This is a genomic window from Streptomyces sp. NPDC005803, assembly GCF_040630435.1.
Lineage (GTDB): Bacteria > Actinomycetota > Actinomycetes > Streptomycetales > Streptomycetaceae > Streptomyces.
In genome coordinates this window covers 147,634-167,082 of the sequence record NZ_JBEXXO010000001.1, presented here as the reverse complement: position 1 = coordinate 167,082, position 19,449 = coordinate 147,634, and the positions used below count along the sequence as shown (strand labels likewise).

Below are 19,449 nucleotides of genomic sequence, written 5' to 3'. Positions count from 1 at the left end.
AGGCAGCCCCTTCCCGGGCCTCCGTCGGACGGGTTCGGATCAGCGCAGTCCGGCGAAGAGGTCGTCCTCGGGCAGAGCCGTGCCGGTGGTGTCCTTGACGCGTACGAAAGTCTCCACGCCCATCAGTTCGCCGAACCGCTCCTTGCCCATCTTGAGGAAGAAGATGTTCTCGCCCTGACTGGCGTGTGCGGCCAGCGCGTCGAACTTCTGCCCGCTGTACGCGGTGGTGTCCACCCATGTGGTGATCTCGTCGTCGGGGAGGCCGATCTCGGCCAGCGCGGCGGCCTCGGCGGGGTCCGGCTCGGGCATGTCCTCCTGGAACTCGCGCATGGTCTCCCCGAACCGCTGCATCATCGAGCGGGGCATCGTCGTCCAGTACACCTTCGGCGTCAGGGAGGTCATCTCCAGCGCCGCCATCGTGATCCGGTGGGCCTGGATGTGGTCGGGATGACCGTAGAAGCCGTTCTCGTCGTACGTGACGACCACATCGGGCCGGTAATGCCGCATGAGCTCCGCGAGCCGGGCAGCGCCCTCCTCCACGGGGGTCTGCCAGAAGGATCCGGGGGCGTCGTTGCTCGGCCAGCCCGCCATCCCGGAGTCGGCGTAGTCCAGGACTTCCAGATCGCTGATCTTCAGGACGTCACAGCTCGCCCGGAGTTCCTCCGCGCGCATCCGGGCCACGGCCGCGGGATCGTGGCCGGGGTCACCGGGTTTGGCGCCCCCCGCCCCGTCACCGCAACCGCCGTCGGTACATGTCACGAGGACCGTGCGGATGCCTTCCGCCGCGTACCGTGCGAGGACCCCGCCGGTCCCGGTGGCCTCGTCGTCGGGGTGGGCGTGTACGGCCATGAGCGTCAGGGGCCGGTCGGTCATGAAGAAGTCCTCCTGCTGACATACGTCTCGGTTCGGGTGCGCGGTGGACGTACCGCGACCCCGGGGCGCGGATCCTGGCGCGACGGACGACCCCGCGGTCTTCGCGTTCCCCGCCCGCACGGCGCCGGCCCCTCGTCCCATGCAACCGCGCGGGCCGGACCGGCTGTTCCCGGCTCGGCCGTCCGGTCTCCCTGGCGGCTCCTTCGGCCCGTGGACGCCGCCCTGCCCCCGCATCGTCTGCGCACCGGACGACATCGGAGAGGCGACGGGAGCCGGGCGCACGCGTCATCCCAGGGACAGCAGGACGATGGCGGCGGCGGCGCTCAGCAGGCCCGTCATCTGCGCCCGGGTGACCTTCTCGTGCAGCAGCGTGAGGCCGAGGACGGTGGGGATGGCCGGATACAGGGAGGCCAGTACGACGGCGACGGCCAGCATCTGCTGCTGGACCGCCCACAGGTAGAGGACGAGAGCTCCGGCTGCTCCCGCACCGATTCCGAGGGCCTGCGCCCGCAGCGGCCACGGTTGCCGGAAATGACTCGCGTGGCGCCAAGCGCTGGGCATCAGGAGTACGACAGCGGCGAGGCGGCCGGCCGCCACGGGCCACAGGCCGCTGACCGGGTCGGCCTGGGCAAGGCCGATGTACTGCACGGCCACCCCCACACTGGCGATCAGGCCGTCCGTGGACGCCTGCCCCCCTGACACCCGGCCGCCACGCCGGGCGCCTCCCCCGGCGACGAGCCACAACGCGGGCAGGGTGACGCCGATGCCGAGCCACGCCGGCGCGGTCGGCCGGTCGCCCAGGAACCACACCCCACACAGAACGGACAGCGCCACCCCGGTGACCGCGCTGACGGGAATCACCACGCTCATGGCCCCACGACTCATGCCACGGTTGAGGAAGTGCATGGCCACGCCGCTGCCGGCGCCGGACAGCGCACCCCAGAGCAGATCCACGGCCCGCACCGACTCCGCGGACATCACCAGCGCGGCCACGAGTGCGAGAAGCAGGCCCCCCACCTGCCCCACGAACGTGACCACGGCGAAGTGGACCCGTCGCGAGAGGAGACCACCGGCGAAGTCGACGAGGCCGTAGCAGACCGCAGACGCCAGCGCGAGAAGAGCACCCATGGAAGGCCCCTGCCCGATCGGCCGGCAGGGATGTCCTCGAAGTGCCGTGGTCGGAACGGGGGTGAGCGGTGCGGCTGCCCGGATCGCCCCTGGCGGGTGACTCGGGCGCCAGGGTCGGGACCGGCTGTTCAGGTCCCAGGGCACCCCCGGGACGAGCGCGGCCCGGGAAGAAGACGCGGGGGAGCGGCCCGGCCTTCGGCAGGTGGATGGTGATGATCCGGACGTGCGTCCCCGTGCTGACTCCTGATCTCCCGCACCCTTCCATGGTCATGCCACGTAGGCTGCTTCCGTTGGCCGATGCGTCATCACGGGGGAGCGGGCCGATGAATCATGTGACGGATGTCTTCCAGCCACTTCAGGCGGCCGACCCGCCGGTGGTGGGTGGCTACCGGCTCGCCGCCCGGCTGGGCGCGGGCGGCATGGGCCGGGTCTACCTCTCGCACACGCCGGGTGGCCGGCCCGTGGCGATCAAGGTCGTACGGCCGGAACTGGCGGACGACCCGGACTTCCGGCGACGGTTCGGCCGGGAGATCAGCGCGGCTCAGCGCGTCCGAGGGGCGTACACCGCCGAGTTGATCGAGGCCGACGCGGACGGTGCACCACCCTGGCTGGCCACGTTGTACGTGCCCGGGCCGTCCTTGGCGGAGGCCGTGGCACGGCGCGGTCCGCTGGCGGTGCCTGCCCTGCTGTGGCTGATGGCGGGGATGGCCGAGGCGTTGCAGGCCATCCACGCCGAGGGCATCGTGCACCGGGACCTGAAGCCGTCGAACGTGCTGCTGGCCGCCGACGGGCCGCGCGTGATCGACTTCGGCATCGCGGTGGCGGCCGACGCGACCTCGTACACGGCGACGGGACACACGCTCGGCACACCCGCGTACATGGCCCCCGAACAGGCCTCCGGGGGCGAGGTCACGGCGGCGACCGACGTCTTCGCCCTTGCGCAGACGGCGGCGTTCGCGGCGCTGGGCAGACCGCTCTACGGCGACGGCCAGGGTGTCTACGTGCTGTACAGGATCGTGCACTCCGAGCCCGACCTGTCCCTGTTGCCCGAGCCCTTGCGTCCGCTGTTCGCCCGGTGCCTGGCCGCCGATCCGGCCGAACGGGCCACCGCGGCCGAGGTCCTGGAGTGGTGCCGGCAGCGGTTGGGGGCGGACGCCGACGGGGGCGGCGCGCCGGCCGTGTGGCGGGAGATCAGCGGGCCGGAGGTCGTGGTTCCGGCACCGGTGCCCGAACCCACCCCGGTGCAGCCGCAGCCGCTGATCGGCTACCGGCGACCCCCGGCCGGGGAAGTGCAGCGGACGCCCGCGGAGCGAAAGGTCCGCAGGCGGCGCACCCTGCTGACCACGGCCGTGGGTGTGGCGGGAGGCGCGTTGCTGGTATCGGCACTGGCCTGGGTCGTGATGGACGTGAAGGGCCGGGTCGAGCACCGGAACACGGCCGGCTCGTCGGCGTCCGCCACGGGACCGGCCGCGCCCTCGCCGGCTTCGACGCGGGGGTCCTCGTCGGACCCCTCCGCCCCGTCGAACTCGGCGGATTCGGCAGCTTCGGGCGCCGGTGCGGGGAGGGCCGGGGCTTCGTCCTCGTCCTCGGCCTCACCCAGGAATCCGCGGCCCGAACCGTACCCCTTGGTCATGCTGCAGACGAAGAACTCGGTGAACCTCAAGAACCCGGATGCGAAGGTGAAGGGCCGCACGGGGGACATCCGTTTCGGCTGCCGGTCGGCCGGTTGCGAACTGGAGAGCGACACGAGCGTGTTCGTCCAGCTGTACGGCAAGCCGGGCGGCACGCTCGACGAGTGCCGTACGTTGCTCCGTCACGGGAAGAGCCACCGCCTCCCGCTCGCCGGTGCGGCGAACGGGAGCGAGATCTGCATCAAGGACGCCTCGGGGGACATCGCGCTGTTCGTGATCGCGACGAAGTCGACCGCGATGCCGGATATCGGTTTCCTCCTGGGCGACCTGACGATCTGGCGCGGCGCGGCCTAGACGGTGGGACGACCCTCCCCTCCCTTCACCTGACCCGCGCATCTTTCGAACAGCCGTACAACCCCGCACGGCTGTGGCGAGTCCCTCTGGTCGTGGCACCTGGAGGCACCAGGACCGCATCGCCCGGGAGGACTTCCTTGAACCACCTCAACCCCGCCGGTCGGCGCCTCGCCGTCGCCGCCGCCGTCGCCCTCGCCGTGACGGCCGGCGCCCTCACCCTGCCGGTCCACGCGGCCGCCCCGGTGGGGACGGCATCCGTCGCGACCCAGCAGGAGGTGATCTCCGTGCCGCCCGGCACGGTCGCCGTCTCCGCCGGGCCCACGGGTTTCCTGTCGCGGCACAAGGAGGGAGAGACCGACGTCTACACCTGGACGCGGTACGACGGCACCCGGACCCCGCTGCCAGGCGGTCCGTACGAGGGGAACGCGGACACGGACACCGTCGTCCGGACCGCCGGCAGAACACGCTCCTTCCTCGACATGGCTACGGGCGAGGAACTGGTCACATACGACCTCGGCGGGGTCTACGCAATGATCCGGTGCCAAGGGACCACGCTCGTCGCGTCGAAGCGCGCGGAGGGAGGTGCCTGGCAGGAGGTGCACCTGTTCGACAAGGACGACCAGGGCCGGGTCGTGGACCGGACGGTGACCGGCCTGCCGGAGGCCTCGGTGTGGATAAGCGAGGCGAATTCCGATCCGGACACGTTGCTGCTCCACGGCTTCAAGCGCACGGACGGGAAGTGGGAGCAGCGGTTGGCCGTCGTGGACCTGGCCTCGGCCTCGATGACGGCGACGTACGCCATTTTGAACAACCAGAATTACATCCATCCCGTCAGCGCGTCGCGGACCCACGTGGTCTGGCATGAGCGGGATGCCGAGGGGAAGTCCGTCCTGGCCGTGGCCCGGCGGGACTCCCCGGAGGCGATCAGCCGCAGCACGTGGTTGGAGTTGGCGAACTACTCGACGCTGACGTTCGGCCTCGCGGGCGACTGGGCCGTGTACAGCGAACCCGGTGCCTTCATCGCCCCGGGCGCTGCGGCCGGGTTGACCGCCCGATCGCTGACGACGGACGAGACCATACCCCTCCTCGCGCACGCCAGCGCGGTAGTCCCGGGAACCGACGGCGGTGTGATAGCGACCGGCGGCACGATCGAGCACGGCGAGGGGCTGTACCGGATCACACCGGGCGCTGACGGCGGTCGGCCGACCGTGTCCCTCCTGGCGACCACCGGAGTCCCCACCGTCCTTACCGGACTGTCCGAGCCCGTGGCGCCGTCCGGCGAGATCGACCTCGACCAGGCGGACGGGAAGGTACCGGCCGGCTGGACTCTCAGCCGGCCCAACGCGCGTGTCATTCTCCAGCTGGTCCACACCCGTACGGGCACGTCGAGCTTCGTCATGACGTCGCAGCCCGTGACGGGCACGACGGAGTTCCGCGTGGACTGGGACGGTTTCCTCGACACGTTCCCGGCGTACCGGGGCGCGTACACGTGGACGATGAGCGCCGAGCCCCTCAACGGCATCGGCCCGGCCATCGAACGCACCGGCTCGTTCACCGCCACCCGCGCGCCCCGCCCGCACGACTTCGACGACAACGGTTCGCCGGACATCTTCAGCCGCTCCTCGACCGGAGTCCTGGCCCTGTACGACGTCGGCCAGCTAGGGCACCTGACGTACGGCCAGCCGCTGCACCGGACCGGGATCGGCGGCGGGTGGAACATGTACGACCGGATCGTCCCCGCCGCCACCGGACTCGTCGCCCGCGACACGGCCGGCGTCCTCTGGTCGTACGAAGGCAAGGACGACGGCACCCTCACCCCGCGCAAGCGCGTCGGCGGCGGCTGGAACATCTACGACAAGCTCACCAGCGGCTCCGATCTGACCGGGGACGGCCTGAACGACCTCCTCGCCACGGACAAGACCGGCGTGCTGTGGCTCTACCCCGGCAAGGGCGACGGCACCCTCGCCGTTCGTACGAGGGTCGGCAGCGGCTGGGGCGTCTACAACCAGCTGACCGCGACGGGCAACCTCGCCGGCGCCCCCGCCGGTGACCTCGTCGCCCGCGACACATCCGGTGTGCTCTGGCTCTACCTCGGCAAGGGCGACGGCACGTTCGCGCCCCGGACGCGGATCAGCGGCGGCTGGAGCGGGTACCGGATCGTCGGCCCGGGGGACATCGACGGCGACGGTTGGAGCGACCTGGTCACCGTCCCCGCGGGCGACGACTCCTCCCCGTACATGAGGTTCTACTACGGCACGGGTCAGTGGAAGGCCCCGCTCCCCGACACCGAGCCCCCCGGAGCCCACCTGACCAGGCTGGACCCGCTGCTCTGACCGGGCGAAGGGCACGCCGGAGGTCGAGAGGCAGGAACAACGGCGAAGCCCCAGGTCACTGACCTGGGGCTTCGTGCGATGAGGCGGGTAACCGGGACCGCGCACCTCGCCTGCGCCGACGAGCTGACGGGAGATGTCACAGCGGCCGCCGACCGGGCACGGTCCCCGTACGACGTGTGCCGGACGGAGAACCGCCGGTCCGCCCCTGAGAGGGCGGTACGTCAGCTCTGCGCGGTGTCGTCGCCCGTCTGCTCGGCGCCCTCGGCGGTCTCGGTGGCCCCGGCGGTCTCGACGCCCTCAGCTGTGCCCGCCTTCTCGCGCATCTTGCGCACCAGCTCCGCCTTCTGGTCGGCGGCGCCCTTGCGGTCGAGGTTGCGGTGCGGACCATTGTTCTGCCGTTCGGCGCGGGACAGCCTCTTGCGCTGGCCACCGCCCATGCCCACGGGGTTGTTGATGTTCTTGCTCACGGTCATGGGTTCTCCCGAAATGATTGAAGTGCTCTACGCAGTCGTCGGTGGAGGACGGGCGCGGCCGGGCGACGTCGAGGGACGTCAGCAGGGGCTCGTCACGCTCTCACTCGTAAATCGGCGTCCGGAAGAACATGACAACGACGGTACCCGCTTCCGTCGGCCCCGCACGCCAAGCCTTTCGCCACCCCCACGTAGGCCAAGCCTTCCGCCGTCCCCACGCCGTCCGGTCCAGGATCTCGCCCGTCCCTTTGCGTAGGGCGATGGTTGTGTACGCATTACGGCGATGTCGGGGAGGCTGACGGCATCGTCGATTCGGCTGATCGTCGGGCAGCAAGGCGTGCGACGGCTTCTGCCTCGCGCGTGGCGAACTCTCGCCGCTTCGTGCGGGCCCGTCGAAGAGAGCGGAACGCCTCTGTTGTGGCCGCCACCACGGGCAGAAGAGTGATGAAGACGAGGCCGGCAGCGATGGCCAGCAGGCAGAACCTTGCTGTTGCCGGGTCCGCCCCGCTGATCTCACCCGGCCCGCCACTCTCGGCCAACCAGTTCAACGCGTCGATCACGCACATGACCATGGTGATCCCGAGGTACACCCACGCCAAGTAGAGAAGGGCCGAAGGCAGACCACGCCGGTCCTGCCGACCGACGGACTCCCAGTCTCTGCGCGCCTGAGCGAGGCCCGCGTCGTCGTCGACGACGGCGATGGCGCCGAGACACTCCGCCGCCAGGCGATCCCGCTCGTCGCGTATCGTCCACACCCGCTTCATCACCTGGTGCACTTCGACCGTTCCGATTGCCCAGACCACGGGTGCCACTGCTGCGACAGTTGTTGCGTAGGGCTCAGACATATCCATGTCAGCATTCTGTGAACTGGCCAGGTGAGCCGCCCTTGGGTTTCAGGAATCTCCGAAGCCGGCGTTCACACGAATCACCATCCTCACCCCTTCTGCGGGCCACCCGAACCGCACCGGGGTGTCGGCTGAATGTCCGGGGTGCCGGGCGGCTCTGACTGAGGTCTGGGGAGGCAGTGCGGCCGGGCGTAAAGACTGCAGCGGGTGCCGTAAGCCTGGTGGTACGGCAGTTCCGCGTCGGTGGCGCTGAGGACATGCGGGGATCGAACCCGCCCGTCGGCAGGTCTAGACGACAAACAAGGCCCTGGTCTCTGCCCAAGGCATTCATCATGGAGCGGGTGACGAGAATCGAACTCGCGCTCTGAGCTTGGGAATCACCGGCCGTTTGGGGGTGTGCGGCGGACTGACCTGCGGCAACCAGGCCATAGGGGCTCTGTTGAACCGCCTCCGTCTAGCTCGCAGTGACCGTTGTGGGCCGGCTGTTCTGGTGCCGATCTGGTGCGCTGTAGTGCGACCTCGGCGGGCCGTGTCAGTCCTCCGATATGGCTTGGGCCGACGCTTCCTCTTCCTCGCTACCCATGGCCTCGCGAAGGCGCTGCTTCGCCGTGGCCAGGCGTTCGCTGTAGTCGGGCATGAAGATCTCGCTGAGCGTCTTGTCGAGCGTCCCGGAGATGGTGTAGATCGCAGACCAGACCGAGCGGTCCTTCACGATGGCGCTCAGGTCGTCGGACTGGAACATGGCCTGGTAGAGCCAGTCAGACAGGACGAACGCCTGATCGCGCGTGAGCTTGATGACAACCGGTTCTTCATCCACGCGGACACGGTAGTTGTTGGGCGGCCGGTAGCAACGTGCGCCTGGGCTCCTGCTTCGGTGCGACACCCGCTTCAGGAGTTCGATCCGGGCCCGCTCCGGGTGCTGCTGGCAACTGGCACAACGGCCGGACGGAATTGCTGGCGTACGCCTTCGTCCGGCGTCGTTGATGTCAGCTTTGGGATGTCAGAGCCCTCTTGATGAAGTAGAGAAACTCTTACCGCGCTGCGTGAGTCAGAGTGTGTCCGGTCCCGGGAAGTAGCGAGCGGGGGCAGGTAGGCTGCGGGCAGTGACTTACGACATCATGTTCCTGCGGGTGCTCCCGGGACGCACTTTCGGCGAGACCCTGGAGGAGATCAATTCCGCCTACGACCCGGATGCCGACCTCAAGCCCATGAACCTTACTGATGAGGATCGTGCCGGTTGGGACAGGCTCATGCAGCGGATATTGCGGGAGGTCGGCCCGGTCACCACCGAAGAGTTCCCTAACAGCCTGACTCTGTGGCGTGACGGGCCTGCTGGTCACCTGCAACTGGACTACGGCGGGGACTCGGCCAACATCGACATCCCCTACCGCTACCCAGGAAGCGAAGCGTTGCCGATCATGGCGGAGGCGTATCGCATCGGACGGATGGTCGAGGAGGAGTGCGGTCTCGAAGGCTACGACTACGAAGTCGAGCAGCCGGTCCGAACCGGCGATATCGAGGTGGCGGCAGCCAGGCTCGGTGGCATTGCCCGCTGGGCGCAGGAGACTCTCACCTGACCCGCCCTAAGCGTGACGTCACTGTGTGTGGTTCAGCCGGGTGCCGTTGTGGCTCCGCACGTGGGGGCCGGCACCAACCAGGGCATCGAGTAGGCGGATCGCGCAGACCTCGGACATCCGCTCGGTGATCTGCTCCGGCGTGAGCCAGTCAACCGCGGTGGATTCGGCTGACGTGCGCTCGGTGCCCCCGGGTGGGGGGCTTGCACCGGAAGACCATGGCGACGATGCCTCTGGCCGTGTTCTTTGAACTGGTCCAGACAACAAAGAAGCCCCGGCCGTTGGCCTGGGGCTTTCTCATGGAGCGGGTGACGAGAATCGAACTCGCGCTCTGAGCTTGGGAATCACCCGGCGCTCAAGCGCCAATATGACGCCTGACCTGCAGGAACAGGCTGATGCTTACCGGATCCGAGCGTCGTATCGGCACCTGTGATGTCCGCTCTTTACCGCTCCTACTGGCACGTTGTGGCACGGCCACCGCCGGTGCCGCCCGCGGGCGCGCTGACCTGGCGGGTGGCGTCAGAAGCAGGCTCCGTACCGGCTACGCAGATCCCCGGTGATCCGCGACATGAGCACGGCCGAGCGGTGTGGTGTCGTGTGTGTGACCGGAAGCCCCATCTGGGAGGAGCCCCCGGCCGCTCGCCGCTTTCGCCGCCTGCTCGGCGACCGGCTCCACCTTGTCACGGGCCGGACCTGGGAACGCGGTACTCGTTCTCCCGCCGACCGCCTCGAAGGTCTGGCGGGCCTGGCAGTCGGTCTTGTGGCGGCCAGAGAAGATACAGACATGGTTGATCAGGTTCCTGCAATGCCGCTGGGGGTGCTGACCGACGAGGCGCAGGCGTTTGCGCTGGTCGGTGGTGCTGAGGATACCGAGCGTTTCACGTTCGGTGGCGCGACCGTCGTGATCGGTCCGGTGGGAACCGTGATCGTCACCGACGCGGGTGACAGGGGCCCGGACAGGAGCGAGGTGTGGAACTCGGAGGAAGTCCGACTGTTCGGCCCGGCACCGGCACCGATTACTGAACGGCTCACGGGGCGGACATGGAAATGGGGCGCCGATGACGAGGTATTGCCCGTTCACCTCATGATCCGCATCGATGACGGCCTCCTGTACCTGGGCGTCAGCCGCATTGTGAGTGCTGCGACGGCTCAGCGGCCGGGTGGCTCACTGAGTAGGGGGCTGCTTGAGTACATGCTCGCCTACTCGAAGCCCGTGGCTGGCGACGACGGTACGGCACGCGAAGGGCCGTACCTCTAGAGGTCTAGATAACAAAGAAGCCCCGGGCCACTGGCCTGGGGCCTTCATGTGGCGCGGAAGACGAGCATCGAACTCGCGCTCTGAGCTTGGGAATCAACGGTTCCTAGGTTGTTGCAGGGGCTCTGACCTGCGAATTCGGATTGGTCAGGTGGCGGCTCCCGGCCTCTGGGAGCCGTATCTGACCACTGTTGTCCGCTCTGCCGGGCACGGATGGGGCACGAGAGCCGGCGGTGCGACGCGTGCTCCGGGCGGGCCGGCCGGTCAGAGGGGGATGATGCGAACCTGGCTGCCGCAGAGCTTGGTCATGTCGTCGCTGTCGGAGGTCGTCCGGCCTGCGAATGAGACTGCTGAACCGGACGAGGGCCAAGGCACGCACCGCTATGGTTTCCTCCTCTGATCTTGGGGGGTCAACCATGCGTATATCGCTCCGCTCCGCTCTCGTCAGTGCGGCCGCGGCGATCGGCCTAATCGCTGGGGTGACAGCGCCGGCCGCGGCAGCGTCATCGGGCTACGACCGCTGCCCGAAGGGGAAGATCTGCCTGTTCGACGGAGGGTATGGCGCGGGAGCCATGGCAACGTACTCCGGCAGCAAGCCGAGCCTGGGTTCCTTCGACAACAAGGCTTCGTCCCTCATCAACCGCACGGCGTCCGATTACATCTGCGTCTACACCAGATCGTCTTACCAGTACATCGACGACGTGCACGACGTTCTGATGTGGACCGGGAGTCATGAGGGCCTGGACCTGGCCGGCTTCCACGACGCCAACAGTCACCTGTCCAACAACGTCAGCTCGTTCCGTCTCGGCGCTACCTTGCACAGCTGCCTGACCGGACTGGACTACATGGAGTGGTACAACAGCAGCAACTACGACGCCCGGCCTGCCCGGATCTTCGGCGACCTCAACGCCGACGGCAGGAGCGACCTGCTGTTCCGCTCCCGCGACGGCCGACTGTGGTTCCTCCGCGGTGACGGCACCGGCACCCTCATCGGAGCCGGCTGGAACTCCATGACCGCGCTCACCAGGCACGGTGACCTCAACGGTGACGGTAAGGAGGATCTCCTCGCCCGTGATACCTCTGGCGTGTTGTGGATATACCCGGGCAACGGCAAGGGGTGGTTCGGCACCCGCGCCAAGATCGGCGCGGGCTGGAACAGTATGCGCCGCGTCACTGCGGCCGGTGACCTCAACGGCGACGGCAAGGGCGACCTGCTCGCAGCCGACACCTCCGGGGTGCTGTGGATTTACCCGGGCAACGGCAAGGGGTGGTTCGGCACCCGCGCAAAGATCGGCGCGGGCTGGAACAGCATCAATGCCCTTGTCGGCATAGGTTCCTTCAACAAGGACACCACCAACGACCTCATCGCCCGTGACACCGCCGGCAAGCTCTGGCTCTACCCCGGCAATGGCAAGGGATGGTTCGGCACCCGCACCTTGATCGGTACGGGCGGCTGGCAGCGGTTCCAGTCGCTCTTCTCCGTCGGCGACGCTACCGGTGACGGCCACAACGATCTCTTCGGCGAAGGCCGTAGCACCCTCGACCTCTACGGAGGCACGGGTCGGGGCACCCTGACCAACCGCGTCAGCGACTACCAGTGGGACGACCGCGAAACCGCCTTGTAGGAAACCACTGATATCGCAGCCGAACGAGCATCGGGCACCGCCATATCCGGGGCACCCGGCGAGGCATCCAAGCTTCGCCGAGTCAGCCCGTCTTGGGGCACAGGAGCGAACACGCAGCAACTTCGCGGGGACGCCGGCTTGCAGACGACCTGTTGGCCGGCGTCCCCACGGGTCTCGAACCGCCTGGGTGAGCCGGTCGACCAGGCCGTGTGCCTGAACCGCGTAGCCGCCGGTAGCACCAGGGGCAGGAGCCGCCTGCGGCGGGCACGTCTGAAAGCCGGCGACGGTGCAGGTAGGCGAGATCCACGAAGTGGCCCGGGCACTGTGGGCGAGTTCGTCGAAGGAGCGTTCCCAGGCTTCCAAACTGGGTTTTTGCAGCGGGCAGGTGGAAAGGCCATTCCCTCTGAGGGTCGTATCTGACCGCTGTCGTCCGCTCTGCTGGGCACGGATGGGGCACGCCGACAGCGGGTCATCAGTCTGAGGTTCCGTGTTGGAGCGGGTGACGGGAACGGACCGGGGGCCACCTGTGCTGGAGACGCTCCGGTGGTGCAGACGTCAGGCCCGGAAGGCTTCGGTGACGAGGATCTGGGGATCGGCGTGGCGCGGCATGAAGGTGCAGATGAGCCAGCCGCGCCCGCCGGCCAGGTCCACGATGTGGGGGCCGCTGGGGCTTGTAGAGGCCAGAGGTCGGACGGTCATCCAGTGTGGGAGCGAGGCGTCGACGTCGAACCCCCGGAAGTAGGAGTCCGGGAGGAGGTGAGGAGCGTGTTCCTGAATGGCCAACCGGAGTGCTTGGGGCGTGTGTTAGGGCATGGGCGGCAACTGCAGGGGTTCCCCCTCGTACCCATCGAATTGGGGTGCGGGGGTGGGCATGGTTCGTGCTCCTTGATGTGGAGGGTGGATCAGGCCGCCTCGCATCGGTCCCGGCGCAACGAGTGTGGAGTCGGGCTGGTCGCGTGCGGGACGGCTGCGAACCAGTGACGAGCCGTCACCGCCCCAGTGTTGCGCCCCCGTTCACATGCACGATCTGCGCCGTCATGTACGCCGCTTCAGGTGACGCCACGTAGTGCACCGCGGCGGCGATGTCCGAGGGGCGGCCCGCCTGGCCCGTCAGTGACTGCTTGGTCCGGGCGGCGACGAACTCGGGCGTGGCCCGGTCGCCGAAGAACTCGGTGTCGGCGACAAAGCCTGGAGCGACCGCGTTCACGGTGATGCCCTGCGGGCCGAGCTTCTGCGCCAGGTCGACGGTGTAGGCGTTGACGGTGGCCTTGGAGCCGCCGTACGAACCGGGGCCGCGCAGCGCGGCGATGGACGACATCTGGATGATCCGCCCGCCGGGCCGGGTGAGGTGGGGCAGCAATCCTTCGGTGAGCAGCACGGCGGTGAGCACGTTGGCCTCGAAGTTGCGGCGGAAGCTGTCCGCGACGCCTTCGAGGGTGCCGTCGTGGGCCGGTGCGACGTTGCCGCCGGCGTTGGCGACGATCACGTCGACCTGCGCGCCGCCCGCGGTGCAGAACTCCACGGCTCTGCGGGCCTGGCCGGGATCGCTCAGATCGGCGGCGACCCAGGAGGCCGTTCCCGCACCATGCGCGGCGTCGAGTTCTCCGGCGGCCTTCTCCAGGGGCTCCTCGCGCCGCCCGATGAGGACGACGTGGTCGCCGTCCGCCGCAAAGACCTCGGCCACCGCCCGCCCGATTCCCGTACCGCCACCCGACACCACGACCTTGCGCTGCCCCACGCCCCCACCCCATGTCCTCGTGTATGAACGATGGTCACATCTCTGTACGGAGACGGTACGACCGCCGGTCTTCGGCGTCAACGGGCAGGTGCCGCAGGCTCTTCACCCGGAGGACGGAGCACAGATCCGCTCCAACATGCCCACATCCGCCCCTTCGCCCCAGGCCACCGATCCGGAACGGATCGCAAGCGGCTGTTGCCCTATCGATCTTGAGTGCGGTGTGACCGAAAGTGGCTGACAGGTCGGTGATTCCGCGGTTGTTGTGCATGAAGGCAGGGCCCCTGGTGCAGTTCGGGGTTGCTGAGGCTCGAGTGTGCCAGGAGCTCCCGTTGTCTTTGTTGTGCGTGCCGGTTCCTGTGGATTTCAGCTCGTGCGACAGGTCGTGCGATTGTCTCGCTCACCAGTTCGAGAACGCGGCCGATCGACTCGGCCCGGCAGGGCCTCTACGCGCTGAGCGGCGATGTGTCTGGCATGGATATGACACGAGGTGCCTGAACTGGTCCAGACAACAAAGAAGCCCCCGGCCGCTGGCCTGGGGCTTTCTCGTGGAGCGGGTGACGAGAATCGAACTCGCGCTCTGAGCTTGGGAATCAACGGTTTCTGAACGGTCGCATTGGCCCTGACCTGCATGTTTGGCTGAGACGCACGAGGTTGGGATGGTCTTCGGACGCCGTACCTGACCGCTGTTGTCCGCTCCGCTGGGCACGGATGGGGCACGACGGGCGGTCGCTTCGGATATCTGCCGCGGTGCGCACCCATGGGCATGTCGGCGGGGATGCCTGCATGCTCACCCGCAAGACCAGCGGTAGCAGTCTTCCGCGAAGAGCTCCGGGGCGAGCCGTCATGCGGTGGGGGCCTCGCCTGTGCTCGGCCCGCGCAACCTCGTGCCAGTCTGCACATCCGGTGCCCCTTGGCTTACTGGCTGACCGCATACAGGGCTGTCGCTGACGCGACGGGATCTCGGGTATCGCAACCGGTACATGCGGTGGTGGGCGATCCGTCAAGTGCCGCCGACTTATTGAGTCAACCTGCTTATGCCTGGGGCGGCCCTCGTGTAATCTACGTCTATCTCGGATTGCTTTCATTCAATCGTGCATCTCTTTCGCACGCACTCGACCAAATGTTGACCAGGGGGGGCCTGATGTCGAATGAGTTGCCATTTTCCTACCAGGCGTTTAGTGACTGGTACGACTCGCACAAGAGAAAGTATCTGGATACTGCGCGTGATGCTGCGATGCGCGTCCTGTCTGAGTACTTCGAAGATAAGTTGAGCGAAATGGAGGGGGCTCGCGTCAGGATTACGGGGGGTCGTGTCAAGAGCAAGGCGCGAACTTGGCGGAAGCTTAATTTGCCAAAATATCGAGATGTGATTCACCAGCTTGATGAAGTTCCAGAGATCATCGATGATCTCGTCGGCATTCGGGTCACCTGCAATAATCAGTCGGATGTTGTTAGGGTGCGAGACTTGATCAAAGCATTGCCCGTTTCCGATGGAGTCGCCGGATCTGTTTTGGCTCAGGAGGAAGGGTCGTGGAAGGATTACGCTAACGCCCCTAAAGCGACCGGTTATCGTGCCGTGCATGTGAATTTGCAAACGGCTGTCTCGTTGGGTGTCGAATGGCACTTCGTGACGTGTGAATTGCAAGTTAGGACTCTCCTTCAAGACGGCTGGGGAGAGCTTACGCATGAAGATACCTATAAGCCGGGAAGTGAGCCGCCTGCGCTAGTTAGGACCCTCAGCAGGAGGATGGCTGACCTGCTTGCTGCCGTTGATGATATTGCGCAAGATCTGCGCGAGGAGCTCGACAGGTTGTCCAGCGCAGCTGTTGGCGAACTGTCGGAGGCAGTTGACTCCAAAATTGTCGATGAAGGCCAGCTGGATGTCGGGGCAGGATCCGGTGATGAGGTCGGTTCAAAAGAAGCAGCCATGCGCTATCTGCGTGAGCGCCTCGACGGTCTTAACCATCCTGTGGACCTAGCAAGTTTGGCGTGGGAGGTCCAACGAGAGTTTGGCCAAGAAGTGAGTCGGGGGTGGTTTGGGTTCGAGTCCTTCAAAACTCTCGTGCGAGCATCATCGGCCGATGTAACTATTTCGGATCGGCCGCCCGCTTACGTTATCCCTGCAGATTTTGTTGCATCTTCCGCCGTGGGACTAGCGGCATCGTCCTTGGGCATCCCGGAAGTCGCACTCGCTCTCAAGGAAAACGATAAGAGCTTGCCCCTTATCGGTCGAGATCAATTGCTCGCTGCTTATGAGAGGCTTTGTCTTGCCTCTCAGGAAATGAACTGGGCGGATCCGATGTCGGATTTTGCTCGCGTTAACGACATGACTCGACGGGCGCGCCAAGTCCAAACTGTCGAGGTTGTTGTTTCGCGCCCCAATTTGGATTATGTATCTAAAGCTCTACTCCATTCCAAAAATCTTCGCGGCCCCTTGACTGCCTCCAAAATCAAGGAAATCTACTCCTCGTTGATCATCAAGCGTGTTGCGGATATCACCCCCCTCGAAAATGGTGATGAGCTCGCCTTGCGGGGCTGGCTTACCTGAGCCCTCGCTGTGTACGCCCCGATGCGACCGGAGGAACAAGAGGCGTTTCGGAGTGGGGACGTAGACCCGGACGAGATGACCATCCGGGTCCGCACCGCGGCGCCCGTGCTAACCACCGGTCGCGCGGGGTCGTGATCCTGTCGGCCTTCTGCAGACCGACCTTCGGCGACACTTCGACTGGTACGGGGCGGAGGACCCGGATGGACTACGTCTGCACCGCTCTACTGAACCGCTTGTGCCTGCCTTGTCAGAGGAAGCGGGAGACGACCTGGACTGATTGGAGCAGTGCTGGTCAGGGGTGTGCGGCGGTGTGACGGTCCTTTCGCAGGAGCGAGCGGTCTCCGGCGCAGAGACCCGCGCCTTTTCGACGAGCTGGCGGCGAGAATTGAACTCGCTTCTGGGGCTGGGGAATCAACGCAACCCTGTGCCTCACCGGGGGACTGGCCTGCAGAGATGGGTGCCAAAGAGCGCGGCACCCGTGACGACCGCAGCGCCACGCCCTACCGGCCAGGGTACCTGCACGGGTGCATCGGTAGGTTAGTCGTTGGCCGGAGCCCAAAGACGCGGCGGCGCCTTCGCCTCCTTGAGGAAGCGGTCGACCATTCGCATATCGGTTGCGAACCCCACTGGGGCGTTGTCGGCCAGAAGATCCAACTGGTCTGGACTCCACTCATCGGCACGGCCGCTGAGCAGGACGAACCTCTGTTCCGTTGAGTAGCTGGCACGAGCGAGTTGCTGGACCAAAACGAGTGCATGCTCCGCCGCTTGCTTGCTGCTCGCCGCCTGGACGAGGACTTCGCGCTTCGGCGCGCTCACTCTCGCGGTAGGGCGCACCTCCCCACCTCGGGGGAGCCGTACCGAGGGGCGCTTCTGGAACTCAAGGTGTGCCGAGCTGAGGAAGGCGTACAGGGACTTCTCCAGAGGGCTCTCCCGTCCACCTTGCGCCAGCCACTTCAGGCTGTCCACTGATAGGACAGCGCCTGCGATGTCGGCTACTAGAGCCCCGGCACACTGGATGGAGCGCCGGCCTGTGATGCGCCCATGGATCTCTTTGAGATGGTAACCATCCAGGATCTCAGCCCACGCTTTGCTGGCGCGGCCTGCTCCTAGATCGACTCCTGCGTCCGACAAGCGCATAGCGGCCACGCCGGCGTCGCTAGCCAGGATTTCTTGACCGACCACCCTGAGCAGCACTGTGACACCGTCACCGTCGCTGAGGAAGAGTCCACCAGTGATGGCGACAGTTCCTGGCCGTCCACCAGGAGCTATCGACCATCCCGGAAGCTGATCGCGAACGTCGGAGGGTAGTAGGTGGTCCCGGATCACGGGTACTCCTCCAATCCCTCTAGCGGGAGCGTCTGGGGTGGCGCCGGGGGGCTAGTCCAGTTGTACCCGGCACCAAGGGAGATGTTGCACTCACCCATAAAATCGGTCAGAACTCGACGGTACTCCTCATCTAGGACCTCAAGTGATGCGTCTGACGGTACTGCCGGATCGTGGCGGATGTCCGTCGGCTCATAGACATCCTTGTTATTTCGAGCTTCGCTCCAACGATGTTTGTGGGTGCGGCAAATGTAGTCCTCACCGGCCCGGTCCCTGTGCGTACCTCTCACATCCAGCCGCCGAACGTTCACACCACTGGGAAGATGCCGCAAGATCAGGGTGTACTCCCACGCCAAGTCGACTTTGATGCGAAAGAGGAGATCAAATCGGTCGGCCAGATCGCTTCGCACGGGCACATTGCCTTCGACCTGCGCTGGCCTGCCGTCCTTACGCACACTCTTTGACTTCCACCGGATGGAGGCATTGAGCTGCGCGTTTACGGCCGCACTCAAGATCTTCTCTGCGACTTCGTCTGTGCAATCGCCTGCCCCCAACATGTTGCGATCATAGGAGTAGGTAGGGCGTAAGGGAATGGCTCCGTACGGTTACAACCGGTCCGGTGGCGACCAGCCATCCTGCGACCTGACAGGGGCGCAGGCAGCGAGAAGGCCAAGGAACGCCCGACGGCCACCGTCGAACAGGTCGACGCGCTTGCCGACGTCATGGGGCCGAGGTGGCGGCTGATGGTCTACTTCGGCGCCTACGGGCCTATGCGGCCGGAGGAGCAGGCGGCGCTGCGGCGGCCCGACGTCACGCTCGACCCCCTCTCGGTCAAGGTTCGGGACGCTGCACCCGAGCTGACCACCGGGCGTCGCGTTGAAGGCGACACCAAGTCGGCCGCGGGAAGGCGAACCGTCTTCCTCCCGGCCTTCCTGTACATCGAGGTGAAGCGACATCTCGATTGGTACGCCGAGAAGGAACCCGACGGACTCCTGTTCATCGGGGAGAGGGGCGCCCCCTTCCGCCGGTCCACCTTCGGCCGCAAGTGGCGCAGGGCTCGGATCAAGGTCGGCCTGCCGGAGGGTTTCCGCTTCTACGACCTCCGGCACACCGGCCACACCCTGTCCACCCAGTCGGGCGCCACGCTCAAGGACACGATGGTCCGCGCCGGCCAGTCCTCGGAGAAGGCGGCGCTGATCTATCAGCACTCCGATGGTGAGCGGCAGCGGGACGTCGCGTCGGGCATCGACGCCCTGGTGAAGGAGGGCCGTCGGAAAATGGCGGAAGCGCGCCGCTCGGTTCCACGGAAGAATTAGGTGGACGTGGGCAGGGCCTGCTGGCCCTGCCCACGTAGCTGTGATGCTTGGTTTTCAGCCGAGAAGTGCCTCGATCGCACTTCGAAGCGAACCAGCGAGCGAGGTCAGGGACGTGGCGGACCCGAGCGCGAGGCTCAGCATCTCCAGGGTCTCGGTGAGGCGGCGCCCGTCCGGCGTCGGCTCCCGTAGCTCCTCGTCAATTCTGGCCACGGCCTGGCGGCAACTGTCGATGCTGTGCACTTCGTCTGCGTACGTGTCGAGGGCAGCTACCAGTTCGGCGAGTATGGTCTGTGCAGCCAGCAGCCTGGGGTCGTCTGCTGCGGTCCCCGAGACGTGGACTTGGCGCATGTCACCACCGACTCTGCCGGTGTTGACCTGGTTGCCGCTGCCGGTGACGTTGGTGCCACCACCAGCGTTTGCTCGACCGAATCTCATG

16 protein-coding genes and 2 pseudogenes are annotated in these 19,449 nt (G+C 66.6%); 7 read left to right on the top strand and 11 right to left on the bottom strand.

All coding sequences use genetic code 11. From position 1 onward, the window contains the following. Positions 1-39: 39 nt before the first annotated feature. The gene (locus ABZ454_RS00745) at positions 40-873 is read right to left on the bottom strand and encodes a PIG-L family deacetylase (RefSeq protein ID WP_359535323.1); all 834 of its coding nucleotides are present in this window, start codon (positions 871-873) and stop codon (positions 40-42) included. 285 nt (positions 874-1,158) lie between these two features. Next, positions 1,159-2,001, bottom strand: coding sequence for an EamA family transporter (locus tag ABZ454_RS00740; protein WP_359535321.1), 843 nt, complete (start codon positions 1,999-2,001; stop codon positions 1,159-1,161). Between the two features lie 323 nt (positions 2,002-2,324). On the opposite strand from ABZ454_RS00740, the gene ABZ454_RS00735 reads away from it, so the two are divergent. Continuing rightward, positions 2,325-3,986 (top strand): serine/threonine-protein kinase, encoded by a 1,662-nt coding sequence (locus ABZ454_RS00735; RefSeq protein WP_359535318.1) that lies wholly within the window; start codon positions 2,325-2,327, stop codon positions 3,984-3,986. Between the two features lie 137 nt (positions 3,987-4,123). Continuing rightward, positions 4,124-6,319: a VCBS repeat-containing protein gene (locus ABZ454_RS00730; protein WP_359535316.1), complete on the top strand. Its 2,196-nt coding sequence runs from the start codon at positions 4,124-4,126 to the stop codon at positions 6,317-6,319. Between the two features lie 221 nt (positions 6,320-6,540). On the opposite strand, the gene ABZ454_RS00725 is transcribed toward ABZ454_RS00730, so the two are convergent. From ABZ454_RS00725 to ABZ454_RS00715, 3 genes are all read right to left on the bottom strand, one after another. Continuing rightward, entirely contained in the window at positions 6,541-6,792 is a 252-nt protein-coding gene (locus ABZ454_RS00725) for a DUF6243 family protein (protein ID WP_359535313.1), read from the bottom strand. A gap of 272 nt (positions 6,793-7,064) precedes the next feature. Continuing rightward, positions 7,065-7,640 carry a hypothetical protein gene (locus tag ABZ454_RS00720; protein WP_359535311.1) on the bottom strand — a complete coding sequence of 192 codons (576 nt, stop codon included), beginning with the start codon at positions 7,638-7,640 and terminating at the stop codon, positions 7,065-7,067. Between the two features lie 526 nt (positions 7,641-8,166). After that, positions 8,167-8,451 carry a hypothetical protein gene (locus tag ABZ454_RS00715; RefSeq protein WP_359535309.1) on the bottom strand — a complete coding sequence of 95 codons (285 nt, stop codon included), beginning with the start codon at positions 8,449-8,451 and terminating at the stop codon, positions 8,167-8,169. Positions 8,452-8,737: 286 nt separating this feature from the next. Here ABZ454_RS00715 and ABZ454_RS00710 point away from each other — a divergent pair, with 286 nt between their 5' ends. Beyond that, positions 8,738-9,211 carry a hypothetical protein gene (locus ABZ454_RS00710; protein WP_359535306.1) on the top strand — a complete coding sequence of 158 codons (474 nt, stop codon included), beginning with the start codon at positions 8,738-8,740 and terminating at the stop codon, positions 9,209-9,211. A gap of 18 nt (positions 9,212-9,229) precedes the next feature. Here the strand turns inward: ABZ454_RS00710 and ABZ454_RS00705 are convergent. Next, positions 9,230-9,455 (bottom strand): annotated as a pseudogene (locus ABZ454_RS00705) (NUDIX hydrolase); the annotation flags it as partial. 309 nt (positions 9,456-9,764) lie between these two features. On the opposite strand from ABZ454_RS00705, the gene ABZ454_RS00700 reads away from it, so the two are divergent. Together ABZ454_RS00700 and ABZ454_RS00695 are read left to right on the top strand one after the other, a co-directional pair. Continuing rightward, on the top strand, positions 9,765-10,466 hold the full coding sequence (locus ABZ454_RS00700) for a hypothetical protein (protein ID WP_359535304.1): 702 nt from the start codon (positions 9,765-9,767) through the stop codon (positions 10,464-10,466). A gap of 338 nt (positions 10,467-10,804) precedes the next feature. Further along, positions 10,805-12,088, top strand: coding sequence for an FG-GAP-like repeat-containing protein (locus ABZ454_RS00695; protein WP_359535302.1), 1,284 nt, complete (start codon positions 10,805-10,807; stop codon positions 12,086-12,088). A gap of 555 nt (positions 12,089-12,643) precedes the next feature. On the opposite strand, the gene ABZ454_RS00690 is transcribed toward ABZ454_RS00695, so the two are convergent. Continuing rightward, complete coding sequence (locus ABZ454_RS00690) at positions 12,644-12,787, bottom strand: hypothetical protein (RefSeq protein WP_359535300.1); 144 nt, start codon at positions 12,785-12,787, stop codon at positions 12,644-12,646. A gap of 289 nt (positions 12,788-13,076) precedes the next feature. Continuing rightward, on the bottom strand, positions 13,077-13,826 hold the full coding sequence (locus ABZ454_RS00685) for an SDR family oxidoreductase (protein WP_358672615.1): 750 nt from the start codon (positions 13,824-13,826) through the stop codon (positions 13,077-13,079). A gap of 1,141 nt (positions 13,827-14,967) precedes the next feature. Between ABZ454_RS00685 and ABZ454_RS00680 the strand changes: the two genes are divergently transcribed. After that, entirely contained in the window at positions 14,968-16,374 is a 1,407-nt protein-coding gene (locus ABZ454_RS00680) for a RelA/SpoT domain-containing protein (RefSeq protein WP_359535298.1), read from the top strand. Between the two features lie 537 nt (positions 16,375-16,911). On the opposite strand, the gene ABZ454_RS00675 is transcribed toward ABZ454_RS00680, so the two are convergent. Both ABZ454_RS00675 and ABZ454_RS00670 read right to left on the bottom strand, forming a co-directional pair. Then, a complete protein-coding gene (locus ABZ454_RS00675) occupies positions 16,912-17,700 on the bottom strand; it encodes a hypothetical protein (protein WP_359535296.1) in 789 nt (262 codons plus the stop codon). Then, complete coding sequence (locus ABZ454_RS00670) at positions 17,697-18,254, bottom strand: hypothetical protein (RefSeq protein ID WP_359535294.1); 558 nt, start codon at positions 18,252-18,254, stop codon at positions 17,697-17,699. The genes ABZ454_RS00675 and ABZ454_RS00670 overlap by 4 nt, the downstream gene beginning before the upstream one ends. Before the next feature lie 90 nt (positions 18,255-18,344). On the opposite strand from ABZ454_RS00670, the pseudogene ABZ454_RS00665 reads away from it, so the two are divergent. After that, positions 18,345-19,013 (top strand): annotated as a pseudogene (locus tag ABZ454_RS00665) (tyrosine-type recombinase/integrase); the annotation flags it as partial. 54 nt (positions 19,014-19,067) lie between these two features. Here ABZ454_RS00665 and ABZ454_RS00660 read toward each other — a convergent pair. After that, entirely contained in the window at positions 19,068-19,448 is a 381-nt protein-coding gene (locus ABZ454_RS00660; RefSeq protein ID WP_359535292.1) for a DUF5955 family protein, read from the bottom strand. Position 19,449: the final 1 nt, after the last annotated feature.

Excerpts from the sequence above, each read along its gene's own strand:
- ABZ454_RS00745 (WP_359535323.1), bottom strand. The coding sequence starts at position 873 with ATGACCGACCGGCCCCTGACGCTCATGGCCGTACACGCCCACCCCGAC.
- ABZ454_RS00740 (WP_359535321.1), bottom strand. The coding sequence starts at position 2,001 with ATGGGTGCTCTTCTCGCGCTGGCGTCTGCGGTCTGCTACGGCCTCGTC.
- ABZ454_RS00735 (WP_359535318.1), top strand. The coding sequence starts at position 2,325 with ATGAATCATGTGACGGATGTCTTCCAGCCACTTCAGGCGGCCGACCCG.
- ABZ454_RS00725 (WP_359535313.1), bottom strand. The coding sequence starts at position 6,792 with ATGACCGTGAGCAAGAACATCAACAACCCCGTGGGCATGGGCGGTGGC.
- ABZ454_RS00720 (WP_359535311.1), bottom strand. The coding sequence starts at position 7,640 with ATGGATATGTCTGAGCCCTACGCAACAACTGTCGCAGCAGTGGCACCC.
- ABZ454_RS00695 (WP_359535302.1), top strand. The coding sequence starts at position 10,805 with ATGAGACTGCTGAACCGGACGAGGGCCAAGGCACGCACCGCTATGGTT.
- ABZ454_RS00690 (WP_359535300.1), bottom strand. The coding sequence starts at position 12,787 with ATGACCGTCCGACCTCTGGCCTCTACAAGCCCCAGCGGCCCCCACATC.
- ABZ454_RS00680 (WP_359535298.1), top strand. The coding sequence starts at position 14,968 with ATGTCGAATGAGTTGCCATTTTCCTACCAGGCGTTTAGTGACTGGTAC.
- ABZ454_RS00670 (WP_359535294.1), bottom strand. The coding sequence starts at position 18,254 with ATGTTGGGGGCAGGCGATTGCACAGACGAAGTCGCAGAGAAGATCTTG.
- ABZ454_RS00660 (WP_359535292.1), bottom strand. The coding sequence starts at position 19,448 with ATGAGATTCGGTCGAGCAAACGCTGGTGGTGGCACCAACGTCACCGGC.